Origin of the sequence: Aquimarina sp. MMG016 (genome assembly GCF_018100805.1) — a bacterium.
Lineage (GTDB): Bacteria > Bacteroidota > Bacteroidia > Flavobacteriales > Flavobacteriaceae > Aquimarina.
This window is the reverse complement of sequence record NZ_JAGJEA010000003.1, coordinates 588,755-607,328: the sequence shown is the minus strand read 5'-3', so window position 1 is coordinate 607,328 and position 18,574 is coordinate 588,755. Positions and strand designations below refer to the sequence as shown.

Genomic DNA, 18,574 nt, shown 5'->3' with positions numbered 1-18,574 from the left:
TATGAGTAGAACCCTTGTTATTGGAGATATTCACGGAGCGTTAAAAGCACTTAAACAACTTATAGACATAGCAAAAATCACACCTGATGATCGACTAATTTTTCTTGGTGATTATGTAGATGGTTGGAGTGATAGTGCTAAACTGGTTTCTTTTTTGATTAAACTAAAAACTACTCATAATTGTTTATTCATAAGAGGTAATCATGATGCACTATGTTATGATTGGCTGAAACAAGATGTATATAATCCGGAATGGATAAAACATGGCGGACAAGCTTCTATAGATTCTTATGGACAATTATCTAAAGAAGAAATTGAAGCTCATCTGGTTTTTTATGAAAACCTCACTAATTATTATATAGACGATCAAAACAGACTATTTTTACATGCAGGTTTTTCCAATCTTCATGGGCCGCATCGAGAATATTTTGATGAGACCTTTTACTGGGATAGAACGTTATGGGAAACCGCATTAGCTCTAAACCCTAAACTAGAAAAAACCGCATTGGAATATCCAAAACGCTTATTACTTTTTAAAGAAATATATATTGGCCATACTCCTGTAACCAGAATTAACCAAACTAAACCTATTAATGCAGCTTGCGTATGGAATATAGATACAGGCGCAGCTTTTAAAGGATCTCTAACCATGTTAGATGTTGATACAAAAGAGTTTTGGCAAAGTGATCCTGTTCACACCTTATACCCTAATGAGAATGGAAGAAATTAAAAATTATTCAATTTCAATAAAAACTTATATTCTATAATCCACCAGTACTGAGTGGATTTTTTTTGTACCTAATGTTAACCTCATCATTTTAATACATACTAAGTAACACACTTTAACTTTTAAAAAATGATAAGAATAATGAAAACAACAGTAAAATTCTTAACGTATCTAATGATGATTTTCACCTTGGTAATAACCTCAACATCCTGTGATGGAGAAGATGGTGCCAATGGAATAGATGGAGTAGAAGGTCCACAAGGGCCAGCTGGCCAAGATGGTAATGCCAATGTAATTGCTTCTCCTTGGTTTCAATCAAGTAGCTGGGTAAACAGTGGATCTCCTTCAGCTTATTTTGATAGATCTGCTCCAGAAGTTACCCAGGAAATCATTGATAATGGTGTAGTAATCGCTTACACAAAATTAGCTGGCGATTCTAATTATACAAGACCACTTCCTGCCACTACCTTAGATAGATTTTTCTGGAATTTCTTTATTACCGAACCTGAAAATATTCGTTTTACCGCTTTTACTTTGGATGGATCTAATATTAGCCCATCGAGTAATAATCAATTTAGATATGTAATTATCCCATCTTCAGAATTACTAAACAGATCTTCTATAGATCTTAATGATTATAATGCGGTAAAAGAGTTTTATAAGCTAAAAGACTAAATCCAATAGTATTCAATTACAAAACCCCAGGACTTCATAAGTTTCCTGGGGTTTCGTATTGTTAGGCTTCATCTAAAACTATTTTTTATGTATTTGATCTATTTTGTCTTAGCAGAAAGAATTGATATTTGTAGTATGTAGTGTTGACTAATACATATACTACCATCTTATAAAACTTTATAAAAATGATTACTTTGCAGTCAATTACACCATAACTGCTATGAAAGTATTTGATCATTCATTTACAAAAATCATAACAATACTAGCCATAGTATTGGCGCTTCTCAACATAGTAGTGATTAGTGGTTATACAGTCCATGAAAGAAGATTATCAAGGCTGTTTTCTATTGGTTGTTACTTTGTTCTTTTATTATTGTTTAAGGGTTATAAAGATAAAACAATAACGTATGTTTTTTTCTTACTCCTATTGGCCGATATTTTTAACTTGTATTATGAGCATCACATTTTGGGTAAATTAATTTCGGTTGTTAAAATTAGTGCATATTTTTTATTAGCAAAAAGCATATTCTCTAAGCTTAAATTACTTAGAAACACAAAACCCATACTGTTGTTTTTTGGAGGAATCGTAGTCGCTTTAAATTTAGTTTTTGCATTTCAGATCGTTTGGAATACTTCTGACGAAATGAATGATATTTTGGACTTGATTCTATTTCTTATCTATGGTATTGTAATTATTGGTACGATTATGATTTCTATACACTATAACTTTAGGTATCACACAAGAAGATCTATGTATTTCGTTTACTTTATTTTTGGATTAATCCTTTCAGATATTTCTTGGTTTATTGCCTATTTTTTAAAGCTTTTCTTTTCTTTTTATGCCGACATCTTGTTTTATTTAATAGCCCTGTATTGTATGGTACGATATGCTGTTGAGACTTCTAAAAATGATGATGTATTGTTATTCGATGATGAAGTGTAATTATGTTCAAATACATTCTTGTAGGGATTTATAAATCTTTGCAATTATTTTTAACCTATCTTACAATTTTGTAGCTTTAGAATTCAATTTTAAATCAACTCACCAATGGGAATTTTTGACGAAATAAAAAATAAACTTAGTAACGAATTTATAGATATCATAGAATGGTTCGATTACACTGATGATACCATTGTACATAGGTTTGAACGCTACCAAAATGAAATAAAAAATGGTGCTCAACTAATTGTTCGAGAAGGACAAACGGCAGTATTTATTAATGAAGGTCAGCTAGCTGATGTCTTTAAACCTGGAACATATACCCTTAATACTCAAAACTTACCCATTTTAACTACGCTTAAAGGCTGGAAATATGGTTTTAACAGCCCCTTTAAAGCTGAAGTTTATTTTGTGAACACTCATCTTTTTACTGATGAAAAATGGGGAACCAAAAACCCTATTACTCTAAATGATGATCGTTTTGGATTAGTAGAAATTAGAGCTTTTGGTACATATGCCTTTAAAATTAGTGATGCAGGTAAGTTTATTATTGATATTGTTGGAACGGATGCTAATTTTACCAATTTTGAAATCAATGAACATCTTAAGAGTTTAATATCTACTAGGTTTACAGATACTATTGGTGAAGCAAATCTTCCTATAGAATTATATGCTGCTAATACTACTGAATTATCCGAAACTTGTCAGGAAGTAATGCAGCCTGAATTTAATTCTGTTGGTATTTCTTTAGAAAAATTCTTTATTGAGAATGTTTCCATGCCAGAAGAACTAAAGAAAGAAATCTTTGAATACAGTAGAATTGATAAACTTGATCTTGATAAATTAACCAAATTCAAAACCGCAAAGGCTATCGAAGCAGCCGCTACCAATGAAGGTGGTACCGCAGGCGCTGGAATGGGAATGGGAATGGGATTCGTACTTGCACAACAAATGGGTGGTATGATGAATCCAATGACTGGTCAACAACAAGTTCAACCTCAACAAGCTTCTCCTGTTGCTCCTCCACCAATGCCTGCACAAGTACAATATTTTTATGCTGCTAATGGTCAGCAAGCCGGTCCTGTTTCTTTTGATCAACTTAAAGCTTTGTTTGCCAGCAGAACTGTAAACAAAGATTCTCTTATTTGGAAACAAGGAATGGTTAACTGGACAGCTCTTAAAGATATTGAGGAGTTAAAATCATTTTTAGGAGGCAGTACTCCACCGCCATTACCTGGAAGCTAATTATAAACAAATCTGGAATTACCTAATTAGATCCCAGCCTACGCTGGGATGACAATTTTATGGAGAGAGAAGAAGAAAAAAAAGCAGCTTCAGAACAAAAGAAATCCTGTGTCAATTGTGGTGCTGAGCTAAAATATAAACCAGGTACTACCGAGATTACCTGTGAGTATTGCGGCCATCAAGAAACAATTATTCAGGATCAGGATGGTTTTAAGGAGTTAGAACTAAAACCTTATCTGGATGAAATGGGGTCTCTTTCTCATTCTGAAGAGATTATGATACTTCATTGTAAAAACTGTGGTGCTAATCAACATATTGAGGAAAATTATAAGTCATTACATTGTGTCTACTGTACAATGCCTCTGATTATAGAAGATGCTTATAAAGAGGACTGGATCCTACCTGGAGCAGTACTCCCTTTTCAATTTGATCAGAAAAAATCTCATCAAATATTTTCTAAATGGGTAAAAGGCTTATGGTTCGCCCCTAATAATTTAAAAAAAGCAGCATTAGATCCTGAACATACAAAAGGGTTATATCTCCCTTATTGGACTTTTGATGCACAACTTTATGCTACTTACTCTGGAGAACGTGGAGATTATTACTATGTAAATGTCCCCTATACTACTACAGTAAACGGAAAGACTGTTCAGAGAACACGACAAGAACGTAGAACCAGATGGACCTCTGCACGCGGAGATGTTAGTGGTTTTGTAGATGATACTTTAGTCAAAGCATCTCATCAGCAGAAAACCCCTATTCCATCTAAAATCACAAATTGGAATCTAGATGGTTTAGAGCCTTTTAATACTAGCTTTTTAGCTGGATTTGTTACAGAAAAATATACGATTCCGCTTAAAGATGGTCATCTATCTTCTAACAAAGAAGCCGAGCGCATTGCACGTTCATGGGCGCGACATGATATCGGTGGTGATACTCAAAGGGTACATTCTATAAATATGAGTTTATCCGAAGAAACATTTAAGCATATCCTCCTACCGGTTTACATCAGTGCCTATCAATACAGTGGAAAAAAATATAACTTCTTTGTGAATGGTCAAACCGGAAGTATTTCCGGAAAAAGGCCTTACTCTTTTTGGAAGATCTTTTTCTTTGTGTTATTTATTGTGATTGTGATTGGGGTTATAGTATTTCTATCACAATAACATACTGTTTTATTTTTCTTCAAAACGAACGATCTCGTATACCGTATCGTTACCAAGATTTGGGCAAAGTCCTTCTTTTACCATGACCGACAGAATTTTACCTTTCATCATTTTGTTTTGCAAGGCATTAAGTTCCTTGGTATAAACACCATTAACAAACCCTAAGGTAATCTCTTGATTTTGTGATAACACGTTTACAATCCCGGGACCGGATTTAAGAATCCTTTCAATACTAATTTTTAAAGCAGCTTTATAGGGTCTATTGCAAATAGTCGTATTCTTATAGAATGCTATTACAGATCCTCTAAGGTGTATTGCACCAGGTTCTATTAAATCATTTTGTGGTAAACCGCCTGAAATGATCATTTTATCATTCATAGAATTATCACTTTTATTAATATCTGTCTTCGGCTTTACTTCATCAATATTTTCGATATTGGCTTTTTTTTCTTTCAGGGATTTTTCTTGTGCAACGGTATTGGATTTACAGGAAATAATCACCGCTATTATTATAAGGTAAAATAACTTATTCATAGTATAAAAATAACAAAAAAAGGGAGTTGAACATTCAACTCCCTTTTTTATATAATAAAACTTATTATTAATTTTTAGCTAATTTAAAAACACCTGTCATTGCTCCTGAGAATTTTGCAAAATAAAATCCTGTGGCATAATTTGAAGCATCCCAAACAAAGCTATTAGCAAGGTTAATATCCTTCTTAACTTCTACTAATCTTCCAACAGCATTAAAAATCTCAACGGTTGATTTCCCTCCAGATTTCGAGAATTTATCTCCAAAATTGAATATAAATTGACCTCTGGATGGATTAGGATAAACTGCCGCACTTTTAAACGCTTCTATAGTTGCCAATTCTGTTTCTCCTACTTCTACCCCAGCATCTGAACCTGAAACGTCTCCAAAAATTTGGAATCTTTGATCGATAGCAGGTAATCCAAATACTAATGATCCTGTAGACCAATCGGTTGCACCCGCTCCAAAAATATTAGTGAAATCAATAAATTGAGTTTCGTTTCCTACTGAATTAGCTTGAGATGCCCAGAACCAGCGATTACCACCTGGATTAAACGCCAAGTTTACATACACAGAGATCCAGTAATTACCACTTTCTAAAGTAACCACTTCTGGAAGGGTTAAATTTAAATTGGCATTATTGGGTTCTGATGTTGGAGCAAATTCTCCACTATTGTATACTTCCTCTCCTGGAACTCCGTTATTGTCATTATAGATTATTACCGTAACACTATTAAACTGTGGAGCTCCCTGAGATAATCCAAAAGCTAATACTCTATTAATATCCCATGTATTTCCTTCTGGTATTACAAAATCATCTGCGGATTGTGTTAAAGCATTAAAATCTACAAAATTTTGAGATGTTAAACTTTGAATTACAGGATTAACTTGTTCATAGATAGAAGGTTCAGATACTCTAACGGTAAATCCTTCAGAAACTTGCTCTTCTCCAGAAGTTGCAACCAAACCTATAGATGCTGATCCAAGAGAATTCGAAGTATACGATAACCTTAAGGTATTTCCTACCAAGGTTGCTGTAACCAATTCTGGATTTGTATTGGTAACTTCAACATTTATTGGTAATCCTTCAGATTGAACAAATAAACCTGTAATATCTATTTCTGTGTCTTCACTATTTTCATCTACTCCAAAATCATCTAATGAAAAAGCTACACTTAAAGTAGATTCTGGTAATTCATTAAATATTGGGAAACGAGCACTAAACATTCCTCTACCACCTGAAGCAATAGCAATAAATCCATCTTTTCTGGTTACTACCTCATCAGTAACAGCATTTCCAATTCTTACATTTTCTTTTCTCCAAACTGTATTTTGTCCATTCAATCTATTGGTATAGAATAACCCCGTACTAGTTGCAGCAAATATTCTTTGTGATCTAGCACCAAAAAACCCTCGACTACTACCAAAAAAAGCAGTACTGCGTACTGAAGGACCATTTCCAGATCCATCGGCATTCTCTTCAAGGTTACCACTTATGTTCGTCCAAGTTTCTCCTCCATCTTCTGTAATGAACACACTAGGAATACCATAGTTTGAAAAGGTAAGAATAACGCGATCTGAATTAGAGGGGTCCACATTAATATCGTTTACAAATCCAGCAGGTAATCCTTTTCCAGTGCTAATATCAACAGCTTGTTGTCCATCTACATTTGCATTATCCATTCTGAGTACCTGTCCAGCACTAGTACCATAATACAATCGGTTTGCTACTGGAAATTTAGATAAATCTAAGGCGGTAATTCTGCCTGCAGGTACTGTTGAAGTTTCAAGATTTACCCAGTTTACAGGAGTAGGAGCTAAGGAAGATAATGGTATATCGTCTAGATTGTTATTTCTCCAGATAGTATTTCCTGCCGGAAGATACATTACGTTATCATTGATAGGATCTAGTATAAATGGATTAATAAATGCAAATCCATTTGCACCTGCAGGATGCACGGTAGTAAAAGAAACTCTATTTCCTTCTTCGTCAAAGTTAAGACGACGTATTAATCCATTTTGAATAGAAGTATAACGTGTACTGCCATTATCTGCAATAGCATTATAACCACCATCAGCACCTAATTGTTCTGTCCACGGATCTGATGGATTAGAAGAATTTGTGAACCAAGTACCATTATCTTGAAATCCTGCTAAAAGATCTTCATTCTCACTTTGTGGATCGAAAGCTACGTGATAAGGGTGTGTGGTTACATAATCATTGTTTAATGATGTCCATGTTACTTGCTCTGCGTCATCATTTACTACAGTGATATCTTCGGTTAATGACAGTCCTCCATCATGTCCCGCAATTGCTTTATTAGGATTAGACGGGAAAAACACTAACGCATGTTGATCCGCATGTTGATTGGTATAAGAAGCTCCTCTACCTATAGTATTTAGCAGAACATCCAATTCACCAGGACCATTTCCTCCGATCCAAGTTTCAGCTCCAGCTGGAGTAGTAAATCCAGTATTCGATCTATATAGACATGTACCTCCTATAAAAACGATATTTGAATTTGTAGGGTGCACTTGGCATACCATATTATAACCTCCTTGAAGATTTAAATTACCAATACCAAAATTAATAGGTATGAAAAACGGTAAGTTTGCCGTAAGATCTACCCAAGTTTCTTCTGGGGTAGCAGCAGAAGCATCATATCTAAATAATACTGCTTGATTTGCTGGGTTTCTATCTTGTGTAAAGAAATACACTACATCTTCATTTGAATGATCCACTCCTATTTTACTTCGTCCATAAGCAGGAATAAAGTTTGGAGGCGTGATATTTGTCCAGGTTTCTCCATTGTCATTTGATGTTAAAAAACCTGTATTAGGTGCGCCATTAGACGATGTCGAAGCATAAAGTATACCGGTAGAAGTAATGCTCATTTCTGCAAAACTATCAAATCCTGTTTCTAACACTTCTTCAAAAGAATTTCCACCATCTTGTGATCTGAAAATCCCGTTAAATGTAGCTACAAATAAATCTCCATTTGTAGGGTTAATTACCAAATCATTAATAAGGTCAAATGGCGATTCAAACGCGCCTATATTCTGATTAAGAGTAGCTCTTACCTGTTCCCAGGTACGACCTCCGTCTTGCGATTTAAAAATTCCGTTCCCCTGAAAGAAAGCACCTCCTGCACTTATACCACTTCCAATACGTTCTCCCGAACTGTAATACCAAGTAAAACTTCTACCCGGTCGTGGATCTTGAACTATAGCCGTTACACTTGGATTTTGAAACGATCTTGTTACTTTTCTCCAGGTACTCCCTCCATTTTCAGATCTCCAAAGACCTCCAGAAACACCTCCTGCTAGAATTACATTTTCATTGTTTCGATCTACAGCTATTGCTCTAGTTCTTCCCCCTACATTGCCTGGGCCCCTATTCTTCCAATTAGAAAAACGAGCTCTTTTAGCAGATTTTGCTACTTTTTGAAGTGATTTTTGAGAATCGTCTCCAACTGCAATTTTGCTAGAAAATTTAATTTCTGCGGCTCTTATTCCCATAGGAACTTTACCGGTTGAAGGATCTTCTAATCTTTCGGCTTCCCAGTTAGCTCTTTCAATAGCGCTCTCTCGTTTAAGCTGGATACTTCGGTAATCTAACGCACCTTCTTCACTACTAAAAACTTGTTGATTTTTTAGTTTTTGTGATTTTACCTTTGACTTAACGCCGGATTGTTGGGCGTAGTTCATTGTGATAGTCCCCAACATGACTATCCCCCAAACCAAGTGTTTGGGAAAGTGTAATCCTGTTTTCATTTTAGAGTTAATTTGTGTGATCCCCAAAACTAACTAATTGAAAGGAAAACAATTGTTAAAATATTATAATATATTTTTAATTGGATTGAAGTAAAAATGTTCTGCTTTCCAGTATCACATGACAAAGATCAGCATCTACAATAATGGGAACAGTAGATGAAAAAGCCTGATATCCTTCTTTGGTAATTGTTATGAAATATGTTCCTCTTCGTTCAATAGCGCCAACAAAAGTATCAGAATTAGCAGTGTTTTGTAATGTTTCAGAATAGTCTCCATCGGTAGCAACTATTGTTACCCCTTCGACCAAAATTGCATCGGTAGTATTATCTCTTACAGTAATTTCTAGTCCCGGCCTTAAGTCATCGGTACATAAAATGGGATCTGCTGTCTCCTCATCAATACTACATCCTATAAAAACCACTAGTAAGATCAAAGCTAATTTTTTCATCGTTTCATATTTTCTAATCATTATATAGATGAATATAACGATTTAAGGTTGCGTTTGTTACTTTTTGAAAGTTACATACTAGAAGTTACTCAACAAAAAAAGCATCCTGAATCATCAAGATGCTTTTGTTTATTTTCTTTAATATACTATAAATCAAACTTAATACCCTGAGCTAATGGCAACTCTGTAGTGTAATTTATAGTATTGGTTTGACGACGCATATATACTTTCCAGGCATCAGATCCTGACTCACGCCCTCCTCCTGTTTCTTTCTCTCCTCCAAATGCTCCTCCGATCTCAGCTCCAGATGTCCCAATATTTACATTGGCTATACCACAATCAGAACCCGCATGTGATAAGAAACGCTCAGCTTCACGAAGGTTATTGGTCATAATTGCAGATGATAATCCTTGTGCTACTCCATTCTGAACATCTATCGCATTTTCTACATCGCCACTATATTTTAGAAGATATAATACTGGTGCAAAGGTTTCGTGTTGCACAATTTCAAATGAATTATCAGCCTCAGCAATTGCTGGTTTTACATAACAACCACTTTCATATCCATCTCCAGAAAGTACTCCTCCTTCAACTACAATGTTTCCTCCTTCTTCAACTACTTTTTCCAAAGCATTTTGATATCCTTTTACTGCATCTTTGTCAATTAATGGACCTACGTGATTATTTTGATCCAATGGGTTACCAATTCTTAGTTGTCCATAAGCATCAACAACTGCATTTTTTACTTTATCATAAATTGATTCATGAATAATCAATCTTCGGGTTGAAGTACATCTCTGTCCGGCAGTTCCTACTGCTCCAAAAACTGCACCTATCACAGTCATTTTTATATCTGCATCTGGAGTAACAATAATAGCATTATTTCCACCAAGTTCTAATAATGATTTACCAAGACGTTGTCCTACTGTAGCGGCTACAATTTTACCCATTCTAGTAGAACCTGTTGCAGAAATTAATGGAACTCGTTTATCTGTAGTCATCATCTCTCCTACTTTGTAATCTCCGTTAATCAAGCAAGAAATTCCTTCTGGCAAATTGTTTTCTTTTAAAACTCTAGCTATAATATTTTGGCAAGCAACTCCACAAAGTGGGGTTTTCTCACTTGGTTTCCAAACGCAAACATCTCCACAAATCCAAGCTAAAGCTGTATTCCAAGCCCAAACTGCCACAGGAAAATTAAACGCAGAAATGATTCCTACGATTCCAAGTGGGTGATATTGTTCATACATTCTGTGACCTGGACGCTCTGAATGCATAGTTAGCCCATGTAATTGTCTTGATAATCCTACTGCAAAATCACAGATATCAATCATTTCCTGAACTTCGCCAAGGCCTTCTTGATAAGATTTACCCATTTCATAGGAAACCAATTTCCCCAGAGGTTCCTTTAATTTTCTAAGCTCTTCTCCAAACTGCCTAACAATTTCTCCGCGTTGTGGAGCAGGCATTACTCTCCAGCTTTTGAAAGCTTCAGTAGCAGTTTGTATTACTTTTTCATAATCTGCTGCAGAAGTAGTTTCTACTTTACCAATCAATTCTCCATCTACTGGTGAGTATGATGAAATGGTTTCCTCGGATGAGAACCAGTTAGAACCTGTAGAAGTTCCTTTATTATGATCAGAAAGACCTAGCTGCTGAAGTGCTTCCTGAATACCAAAATCTAATATTGCTGTTGCCATGATTTATGTTGCTTTTAAAAAAGGTAAAGATACTTTGTTTTGAGAATACATCAAATTTTGATTGATTTTAATATTTGTTTTGAGTAAATTTTCAATAAAAACATTAAAAAATAATCATTTTGATAATTTAGATACGTTATTCTTCAGAAACGAAACGCTTATCTGTAGCCATTATGGTCCCACAATTATTGCAAGTTCTATGCTCTTTGCTTCCATAAAAATCTTTAAAGTGTTTTAGAAAATCTTTTTCAATATCATTTAGTTTAAAATATACTTCGTGCAATTTATTATTACAGTTATCACAAAACCATAACAATCCATCTTCGGCTTCCATATCTACACGTTTTCTTTCTATAACTAGCCCAATAGAACCTTCATGTCTAACTGGAGAATGTGGTACTTTGGCCGGATGTAGATACATATCCCCAGGGCCTAGTTTCATTGTTTTCTTTTCACCGTCTTCCTGGATATGCACTTCGATTTCACCTTCTAACTGATAAAAAAGTTCTTCGGTTTCATTATAATGATAATCTTTTCTGGCATTTGGACCGGCTACAATCATTACTATGTAATCTCCTGCATCCTTATATAAATTTTTATTACCTACAGGAGGTTTTAAGGTATCTCTATTCTCTTCAATCCATTGATTAAGATTAAATGGTTTTTGGATGGACATATGATCTAATTTTAGAATTATAAAATTACGTAATTGGAAAAGAAATGTTCCTTAAAATTGAATCAATTCTAAACTGTTGAAGAAATAAAAAGTTAGAAAAAGAAAAGCGGACCGAAATCCGCTTTTTTTAAATCTTAGCAACCAGTATCCTCATATTCTAAGCTTCCGTCTGTTGGACATGGAATAGAGCACGGTTGTGTAATAAAAATAGGAAAAGTGCTACCTGCAGGTGTAAAAACACAAGAACAACAATCCTCAAAAAAGGGGAATCCTCCTCCTTGAATAGATTTTTGCTGATTTTTACTTAGTTCTTTTGTACTGTCGATGTTTAAAATTTTCTTAAGCATAATTTTAAGTTGATTTGTTAAAGTATTAAAGTTAAAAAATATTAGAGTCCGGTTTTTATTTTTTTGAACTTTCTTTCTTAATATCAAATAATTAGACTTTAATAAAGCATCTTAACATAATGGAAATATATCCGGAATCAATAAGGAAGATTTTTGGTATGAAAGGTTTCTCAGGAGTTAGTTCAGTAAAGTGTTTTTTTATATAAAATCTTCGTTTTAATTAAAAACATCCCACTACACATCAGGATTAGTATGGTTACATATTTTCGCTTTTACAAAAATGTTACTCCACTAAAAAGAAATCGCCCAGACAAGATAATTCTTGCAGAGCGATTTCCAACTAAATAACCAACCAAAAAATTTTAATGCCTAGTGCTTATATCTATAATTGCTTTTTGAGTTTCATAAAATCTGATTTTTTCATTCTTTTTGTCTGGTTCTGGGTTGGCTTACCATCTTTAGAACTCTTGAAAGCAATGTATCCTCTACCTGTAAATTCGTAAACTGTACCTGACGAAGGATGTAACAATTCTATTTTACTATCATTGATAACGGTTAACTCAAAGAAATCATTGCCCAAGTAGTCGTAATCAAGTGTTAAAATTTTCCTATAGAAATTATTTGACACATCTGATATCTCATAATACCCTTCGTAATCATAGAATATATTGCCGATTGAAGTTCCGTTTCCATCTTCAGAACTTCTAAAATTATCTCCAGAACCATAATATAAAAACTGTAAATAGTTTTCGTTATCAAACTCATTCAGAGCTCCAAAATCACTAGTGAATGTTTTTTCCCAGGTTTCATATTCCTGTAAGAAATAATGAATATTATCATAAAAAACTTTATCATAATCAAAATTACTTCTTTGATAACCTACTAGATAATAACTAGTATTTGTAATCCCATCATATAAACGTATCTCATTACTTGATGCTTGTGTCACTCTGAGATTATAAACCCCATCGATGTCGTGATCAATTTCCAATTGCATATTATACGTATCATAATATCCAACATCCAGCCCAAAACCACCACCATTACTACCGATTCCTACTAAATTATTATTAGCATAGAACGCTCCGTTCTTAAAAGAAACCGTAAATGCTTTCTGAAAAAATGGAATTTCGCCATTACCCTGAGTACGTTCTATATCTATATACCAAATCTCATAACTATTTAGTAATTCATTCAAAGTAATACCAGGTTCTTCTATAAAGATATCATCTTCTACAATAACCTCTGCAACACAAGAAGTTAACAACAAGGAACCTATCATAAAAGCCGAAAGTAATTTTAAAGTCTTCATAAGCTGTGTGTTTTTAAAATTCATCAATATAAAACCAAAACACGTGCCAAAATTTCAATATACTGATTACCAGTAGTTTATTTTGAAATGTATTTTCCTTATTTTTGACCTACAATATGTTTTGATGGAAAAAAATCCTAAAATTGCAGTATTTGGTGGCGGAAGTTGGGCAACCGCTATTGTAAAAATGTTATCCGAAAACCAAAAAAAAATCGGATGGTATATGAGAAGTGTTTATGCTATTGAACATCTCAAAAGGCAACAACACAATCCCAATTACCTAAGTTCTGTAGAATTTCACTTAGAACAACTAAAACTTACTAATGATATTAATGAAGCAGTGGAGTATGCAGATTATTTGATCTTTGCAATACCTTCAGCTTTTTTACACGGTGAGTTACAGAAAATGACTGCTTCATTAAAAGATAAAGTGATTTTTTCTGCAATAAAAGGCATTGTCCCGGAGACGGGGTTAATTGTTGGAGAGCATTTTCATGAGAAATATGATATCCCTTTTAACAATATTGGTGTTATTACAGGTCCTTGTCATGCAGAAGAAGTAGCTCTAGAACGACTTTCATATTTAACTATTGCAAGTAATGACGAGGAAAAAGCTAAAATCATTGCTAAAAATCTAAGCAGTTACTATATAAAATGTAAAACTAGTGATGATATTATTGGAACTGAGTATGCTGCAGTACTAAAAAATATTTATGCCGTAGCTGCAGGAATTGCCCACGGACTAGGATATGGCGATAATTTTCAAAGTGTGCTCATGAGTAATGCCATCCGAGAAATGAAGCGTTTTATCAAACGAGTACATAAGATGAAACGTAACATCAATAATTCTGCTTACTTGGGAGATTTACTGGTTACCGGCTATTCGATTTTCTCCCGTAATCGTATGTTTGGTAATATGATCGGTAAAGGATATACTGTAAAAAGTGCCCAAATGGAAATGAATATGATTGCTGAAGGATATTATGCAGCCAAAACCGCATATGAGTTAGATGCCGCAAAAGCTGCTCGCACACCGATCATTGATGCCGTACATGATATTCTGTACGAAAATAAAAATCCTAAAAAAGTATTTAAGAAATTGGCCGAAAAGCTTGATTAACAATCCTTATCTTTATAGCTCTTACTATTATCACAAATTATGAAGGAGCTTATAGAAACTTTCTACACAGCATTAAATAATCGAGATGCTAAAACCATGATATCCTGTTATCACGATGATATCATTTTTGAAGATCCCGGATTTGGCAAACTCAAAGGTGAAAGAGCCAAGAAAATGTGGCAAATGCTTTGTAAAAATGCCAAAAACTTTAAAGTTGAATACTCCAAAGTTGAAGCCAATGAGGAAAACGGATCGGCCCATTGGGAAGCCTGGTATACATTTAGTAAAACCGGTCGATCAGTTCATAATATCATAGATGCCAAATTCGAATTCAAAGATGGCAAAATCATAAAACATACCGATCATTTTAATCTACATCGATGGTCATCGCAAGCCGTTGGTTGGAAAGGCAAATTATTAGGAGGTACAGGTTTTTTTAAAAAGAAATTGCAGCAACAAACAAATAGAATGTTAGATAAATTTCAAATAGATTAATTCTTAAAACACAACCATGCACGCATTGGAGCTTACCAAACCCGTAGTCTCTGTAGCTTGGCTCTCGGAGCATATTGATCATCCTGATCTCATCATTCTAGACGCAACTATAAAAAAAGCTGCCTCAGATAAAAAAACTAAAAATGCTGATTATCAGATAAAAAACACTCGTTTTTTTGATATTAAAGGTTCTTTTTCTGATAAAGAAACGAACATTCCAAATATGCTTCCTGCTCCAGAAATTTTTGCAAAAGCGTGCGAAGATCTTGGTGTCAATAACCATCATACTATTATTGTCTATGATAAACATGGGATCTATTCCAGTGTCAGGGTTTGGTGGATGTTTAAAACTATGGGATACGATAATGTTGCGGTGCTTGATGGAGGGTTACCAGCTTGGCAAAAAGCCAACCTGCCAGTCGAAGATTCCGAAAAAGCCAAAAAAACCTTTGCAGGTGGAAATTTTGTAACAGATTTTCGCCCAAATCTAGTTTGCAATGCACAAGATATTTTATCTGAAATGAATAATACAGATACTATCATTCTGGATGCTAGATCAGATGGTAGATTTAGAGCAGTAGATCCAGAACCTAGAGCAGATTTAAAAGGTGGCCATATCCCAAATTCTAAAAGCTTACCTTATACAAAGCTACTAGAAGATGGCAAAATACTTCCAGAAGAAGAGTTAAGAGATATTTTCAAAAATTTTAATATTGAAAATAAAAAACTGATCTTTACCTGTGGATCAGGTATTACAGCCTGTATCATTTTATTAGCGGCAGAGCTTACAGGATATCAAAACGTTTCAGTGTATGATGGCTCATGGAGTGAATGGGGACAACTGAAAGGTGTTCCGATTGAATGCTAGTATGATTAAATTAACAATTACTTCTTTTTATGAGATATATTTTATCACTTTTTATCTTTTTAAGCCTTTGTCAATTAGCTACTGCCCAAAACAAAACTTTCGATTTACAAGATTTCTATACAGATAACCCACAACTAGATGCTAAAGTAGATTCTATTTTTAATACGCTTACTGATCAACAAAAAGTAGCACAGATGATCATCAGCTGTACTGGTGAGTTAGGGAAGCCTGAAAAAGTAGTGAAAAAACTTGCCAAAAATGATCTTATTGGTGGAGCGGTTTTTCTTAAAGGAAGTAAAAAAAGACATACCGAAACGATTCAAGAACTTAATGCTATTTCTGCCAAAAATAATACGATCCCTCTCCTATTTAGTATGGATGCCGAACCTAGTTTGTTTAGTAGTAGGATTTATGGAGCTCCGGATGTAGGTAAAACAATAGACATTAAAACTGAAGCACAATCAGATGAAGTTGTCAATGTTATTAATCACGAACTCAAAGAAATTGGAGTGCATCATAATTATGCTCCGGTTCTGGATATGAGCCCGAACAACGAAGCGATTAAATCTCGCAGTTATGGAAGTCATAAAGACTCTGTAATTAATCTAGCTAATCGATTTATTAAATGTACTCAAGAAGGAGGAATTATTGCTACCGCAAAACACTTTCCTGGTCATGGGTTAGTAAAAGGTGATACTCATAAACAAAGTGTATATATTGATGGCGAACTACAAGAAGTAGATAACTATAGACCCATTATTGAAGATGGAGTTTTATCCATTATGGTCGCTCATATCACGGTTAATAATAATGAAACGTTTGGTACAAATGGGTTGCCCTCTAGCTGTTCGCGTAGGATTATTACCGATTTACTAAAAAATGGCATGTGTTTTGAAGGCATAGTGATTTCTGATGCTTTAAACATTATGAAAGCCGTTACGATTTTGGACAATGCACCTCTTTTAGCCTCCAAGGCGGGTTGTGATATGATCTTGATGCCACAGGATGAAGAAAAGACCCTAAAATCAATTCTTGCCGAAATGAAAACCGATCCTGATTACAAAAACCAGGTAACAAAGTCTGTAAAAAAGATATTAAGACTTAAGGTCTGTTCTGGAATTATATTTTAAAACCTCATTAAGCCTTGTTGTAAAATCTATAATGCAAATATGTATATTTTGTATAGGTTTGTTTGCTTGTTGGTTATCTTTAAAAACAAACCACGAAAGAAATAATTAAACATAAATCCATGAAGAAAATTGAAAATATATTTAGAGCAATACTGATTTGGCTACCTTCATTAGTAATTTCTATATTTTTTGTTTTAAACGCTATCGAAAAAATATTTCATTCCGATCAAATGGATAAAATTGTTACAAATAATGCAGTAGTAATAATTGTCGGTATCTTTCTGTTAATATCAACAGCCCTGTTCCTTTATAATAAAACTATAACTGCAGGAACGACACTTTTAGCTTCATATATGACCTTTATTGTGTTTGTTCATATATATAAAGAGAAACCATTTGAAGTCACAATACTTATAGTTATGTGCACCATTTTTGCAGCATATCTTAGAACACCTAATTTATTTGTTCAGAAAAGCCAAAACCAATAGCCAAATCATTATCACAATTCAAAAAAACACAATGAAACAATCAAGTCTGCTACTATTTGTTCTATTCTTATTTGGATATTCTTATGCCCAAGTAAAAAAGAACAATACATTCGATACCCCTTATGGTGATAACAAAACTGTTGGAAAATATGCAGAAATAAATGATGCTAAAATCTATTATGAGGAATATGGAAAAGGAGAACCATTACTCCTCATACACGGAAATGGAGCAAATATTAAATCAATGCAATATCAAATTGAATATTTCAAAAATAAATATAGAGTTATCATTGCGGATAGCAGAGGACACGGAAAGTCAGAATTAAAAACAGACTCATTAACGTATACCCAAATCACAAAAGATTGGGATGCACTTGTCAACCACCTAAAACTAGATTCTCTGAATATTATCGGTTGGAGCGATGGCGGTATTATTGGGCTAAAAATGGGAATTAGCAAACGATCTAAAATCAAGAAAATTATTACAATGGGTGCTAATTTAAGACCCGATACTACTGCAGTTAATAGTTGGGCACCTGAAAGTGTTAGAAAGGATATTCTAAAATCCAAACAGATGATCGCAAAAGGCGATACTTCTAAAAATTGGCAACTAGAACTACAGCTAGATGAAATGTTAGTTTACCAACCAAATATTAGTCGTTCTGATTTAAAAAAGATAAATGCCTCGGTCCTAATTATGGTAGGTGATAGAGATATTATAAAAAATGAACACGCCGTTGAAATGTTTAATAATCTTTCTAAAGGGCAACTTTGTATTATGCCCGGAATTAATCACGGAGCACCCAGAAATAATCCACTAATATTTAATGAAATAGCAAATCGGTTTTTAACTGAATCTTTTGATTATTCATCTGGAAAGCTACGATAGCTACCAATTTACTATATTGTACCTGTGTCTTTCTGGATGTAA

General features: G+C 34.2%; 18 protein-coding genes. 11 read left to right on the top strand and 7 right to left on the bottom strand.

Annotation, left to right across the window (positions count from 1 at the left end):
- Position 1: 1 nt before the first annotated feature.
- From J8M14_RS08850 to J8M14_RS08830, 5 genes are all read left to right on the top strand, one after another.
- Positions 2-730, top strand: coding sequence for a metallophosphoesterase family protein (locus J8M14_RS08850; RefSeq protein WP_211074226.1), 729 nt, complete (start codon positions 2-4; stop codon positions 728-730).
- Between the two features lie 138 nt (positions 731-868).
- Positions 869-1,402, top strand: a complete 534-nt coding sequence (locus J8M14_RS08845; RefSeq protein WP_211074225.1) for a hypothetical protein — start codon at positions 869-871, stop codon at positions 1,400-1,402.
- 220 nt (positions 1,403-1,622) lie between these two features.
- Positions 1,623-2,345: a hypothetical protein gene (locus J8M14_RS08840; RefSeq protein WP_211074224.1), complete on the top strand. Its 723-nt coding sequence runs from the start codon at positions 1,623-1,625 to the stop codon at positions 2,343-2,345.
- A gap of 105 nt (positions 2,346-2,450) precedes the next feature.
- Positions 2,451-3,587: an SPFH domain-containing protein gene (locus J8M14_RS08835; RefSeq protein ID WP_211074223.1), complete on the top strand. Its 1,137-nt coding sequence runs from the start codon at positions 2,451-2,453 to the stop codon at positions 3,585-3,587.
- A gap of 59 nt (positions 3,588-3,646) precedes the next feature.
- Positions 3,647-4,753 (top strand): DNA helicase PriA, encoded by a 1,107-nt coding sequence (locus J8M14_RS08830; protein ID WP_211074222.1) that lies wholly within the window; start codon positions 3,647-3,649, stop codon positions 4,751-4,753.
- A gap of 9 nt (positions 4,754-4,762) precedes the next feature.
- Here the strand turns inward: J8M14_RS08830 and J8M14_RS08825 are convergent, their stop codons facing one another.
- The 7 genes from J8M14_RS08825 to J8M14_RS08795 form a co-directional block, all read right to left on the bottom strand.
- Entirely contained in the window at positions 4,763-5,287 is a 525-nt protein-coding gene (locus J8M14_RS08825; RefSeq protein ID WP_211074221.1) for a hypothetical protein, read from the bottom strand.
- Positions 5,288-5,354: 67 nt separating this feature from the next.
- On the bottom strand, positions 5,355-9,059 hold the full coding sequence (locus J8M14_RS08820) for a T9SS type A sorting domain-containing protein (RefSeq protein WP_211074220.1): 3,705 nt from the start codon (positions 9,057-9,059) through the stop codon (positions 5,355-5,357).
- Positions 9,060-9,135: 76 nt separating this feature from the next.
- Entirely contained in the window at positions 9,136-9,507 is a 372-nt protein-coding gene (locus J8M14_RS08815; RefSeq protein ID WP_211074219.1) for a hypothetical protein, read from the bottom strand.
- A 146-nt stretch (positions 9,508-9,653) separates the two neighbouring features.
- The gene (locus J8M14_RS08810) at positions 9,654-11,207 is read right to left on the bottom strand and encodes an aldehyde dehydrogenase family protein (RefSeq protein WP_211074218.1); all 1,554 of its coding nucleotides are present in this window, start codon (positions 11,205-11,207) and stop codon (positions 9,654-9,656) included.
- Positions 11,208-11,343: 136 nt separating this feature from the next.
- Positions 11,344-11,883 (bottom strand): 3-hydroxyanthranilate 3,4-dioxygenase, encoded by a 540-nt coding sequence (locus J8M14_RS08805; protein ID WP_211074217.1) that lies wholly within the window; start codon positions 11,881-11,883, stop codon positions 11,344-11,346.
- Positions 11,884-12,017: 134 nt separating this feature from the next.
- Positions 12,018-12,230, bottom strand: a complete 213-nt coding sequence (locus J8M14_RS08800; RefSeq protein ID WP_211074216.1) for a hypothetical protein — start codon at positions 12,228-12,230, stop codon at positions 12,018-12,020.
- A gap of 382 nt (positions 12,231-12,612) precedes the next feature.
- Complete coding sequence (locus J8M14_RS08795) at positions 12,613-13,542, bottom strand: nicotinic acid mononucleotide adenyltransferase (RefSeq protein WP_211074215.1); 930 nt, start codon at positions 13,540-13,542, stop codon at positions 12,613-12,615.
- A 124-nt stretch (positions 13,543-13,666) separates the two neighbouring features.
- Here J8M14_RS08795 and J8M14_RS08790 point away from each other — a divergent pair, with 124 nt between their 5' ends.
- From J8M14_RS08790 to J8M14_RS08765, 6 genes are all read left to right on the top strand, one after another.
- Entirely contained in the window at positions 13,667-14,662 is a 996-nt protein-coding gene (locus J8M14_RS08790) for an NAD(P)H-dependent glycerol-3-phosphate dehydrogenase (RefSeq protein ID WP_211074214.1), read from the top strand.
- Between the two features lie 39 nt (positions 14,663-14,701).
- Positions 14,702-15,157: a nuclear transport factor 2 family protein gene (locus J8M14_RS08785; RefSeq protein WP_211074213.1), complete on the top strand. Its 456-nt coding sequence runs from the start codon at positions 14,702-14,704 to the stop codon at positions 15,155-15,157.
- A gap of 16 nt (positions 15,158-15,173) precedes the next feature.
- Positions 15,174-16,025, top strand: a complete 852-nt coding sequence (locus J8M14_RS08780; RefSeq protein ID WP_211074212.1) for a sulfurtransferase — start codon at positions 15,174-15,176, stop codon at positions 16,023-16,025.
- 29 nt (positions 16,026-16,054) lie between these two features.
- Positions 16,055-17,155, top strand: a complete 1,101-nt coding sequence (locus tag J8M14_RS08775) for a glycoside hydrolase family 3 N-terminal domain-containing protein (protein WP_211074211.1) — start codon at positions 16,055-16,057, stop codon at positions 17,153-17,155.
- A 119-nt stretch (positions 17,156-17,274) separates the two neighbouring features.
- Positions 17,275-17,643, top strand: coding sequence for a hypothetical protein (locus J8M14_RS08770; RefSeq protein WP_247672592.1), 369 nt, complete (start codon positions 17,275-17,277; stop codon positions 17,641-17,643).
- A gap of 31 nt (positions 17,644-17,674) precedes the next feature.
- The gene (locus J8M14_RS08765; RefSeq protein WP_211074210.1) at positions 17,675-18,532 is read left to right on the top strand and encodes an alpha/beta hydrolase; all 858 of its coding nucleotides are present in this window, start codon (positions 17,675-17,677) and stop codon (positions 18,530-18,532) included.
- The last annotated feature ends 42 nt before the right edge of the window (positions 18,533-18,574 follow it).

What these genes read in the sequence shown, in the direction of transcription:
- J8M14_RS08835 (WP_211074223.1), top strand. Translation starts at nt 2,451, where the DNA reads ATGGGAATTTTTGACGAAATAAAAAATAAACTTAGTAACGAATTTATA.
- J8M14_RS08775 (WP_211074211.1), top strand. Translation starts at nt 16,055, where the DNA reads ATGAGATATATTTTATCACTTTTTATCTTTTTAAGCCTTTGTCAATTA.
- J8M14_RS08840 (WP_211074224.1), top strand. Translation starts at nt 1,623, where the DNA reads ATGAAAGTATTTGATCATTCATTTACAAAAATCATAACAATACTAGCC.
- J8M14_RS08850 (WP_211074226.1), top strand. Translation starts at nt 2, where the DNA reads ATGAGTAGAACCCTTGTTATTGGAGATATTCACGGAGCGTTAAAAGCA.
- J8M14_RS08825 (WP_211074221.1), bottom strand. Translation starts at nt 5,287, where the DNA reads ATGAATAAGTTATTTTACCTTATAATAATAGCGGTGATTATTTCCTGT.
- J8M14_RS08765 (WP_211074210.1), top strand. Translation starts at nt 17,675, where the DNA reads ATGAAACAATCAAGTCTGCTACTATTTGTTCTATTCTTATTTGGATAT.
- J8M14_RS08770 (WP_247672592.1), top strand. Translation starts at nt 17,275, where the DNA reads ATGAAGAAAATTGAAAATATATTTAGAGCAATACTGATTTGGCTACCT.
- J8M14_RS08785 (WP_211074213.1), top strand. Translation starts at nt 14,702, where the DNA reads ATGAAGGAGCTTATAGAAACTTTCTACACAGCATTAAATAATCGAGAT.
- J8M14_RS08830 (WP_211074222.1), top strand. Translation starts at nt 3,647, where the DNA reads ATGGAGAGAGAAGAAGAAAAAAAAGCAGCTTCAGAACAAAAGAAATCC.
- J8M14_RS08815 (WP_211074219.1), bottom strand. Translation starts at nt 9,507, where the DNA reads ATGAAAAAATTAGCTTTGATCTTACTAGTGGTTTTTATAGGATGTAGT.
- J8M14_RS08820 (WP_211074220.1), bottom strand. Translation starts at nt 9,059, where the DNA reads ATGAAAACAGGATTACACTTTCCCAAACACTTGGTTTGGGGGATAGTC.
- J8M14_RS08790 (WP_211074214.1), top strand. Translation starts at nt 13,667, where the DNA reads ATGGAAAAAAATCCTAAAATTGCAGTATTTGGTGGCGGAAGTTGGGCA.
- J8M14_RS08845 (WP_211074225.1), top strand. Translation starts at nt 869, where the DNA reads ATGAAAACAACAGTAAAATTCTTAACGTATCTAATGATGATTTTCACC.
- J8M14_RS08795 (WP_211074215.1), bottom strand. Translation starts at nt 13,542, where the DNA reads ATGAAGACTTTAAAATTACTTTCGGCTTTTATGATAGGTTCCTTGTTG.
- J8M14_RS08805 (WP_211074217.1), bottom strand. Translation starts at nt 11,883, where the DNA reads ATGTCCATCCAAAAACCATTTAATCTTAATCAATGGATTGAAGAGAAT.
- J8M14_RS08810 (WP_211074218.1), bottom strand. Translation starts at nt 11,207, where the DNA reads ATGGCAACAGCAATATTAGATTTTGGTATTCAGGAAGCACTTCAGCAG.
- J8M14_RS08780 (WP_211074212.1), top strand. Translation starts at nt 15,174, where the DNA reads ATGCACGCATTGGAGCTTACCAAACCCGTAGTCTCTGTAGCTTGGCTC.
- J8M14_RS08800 (WP_211074216.1), bottom strand. Translation starts at nt 12,230, where the DNA reads ATGCTTAAGAAAATTTTAAACATCGACAGTACAAAAGAACTAAGTAAA.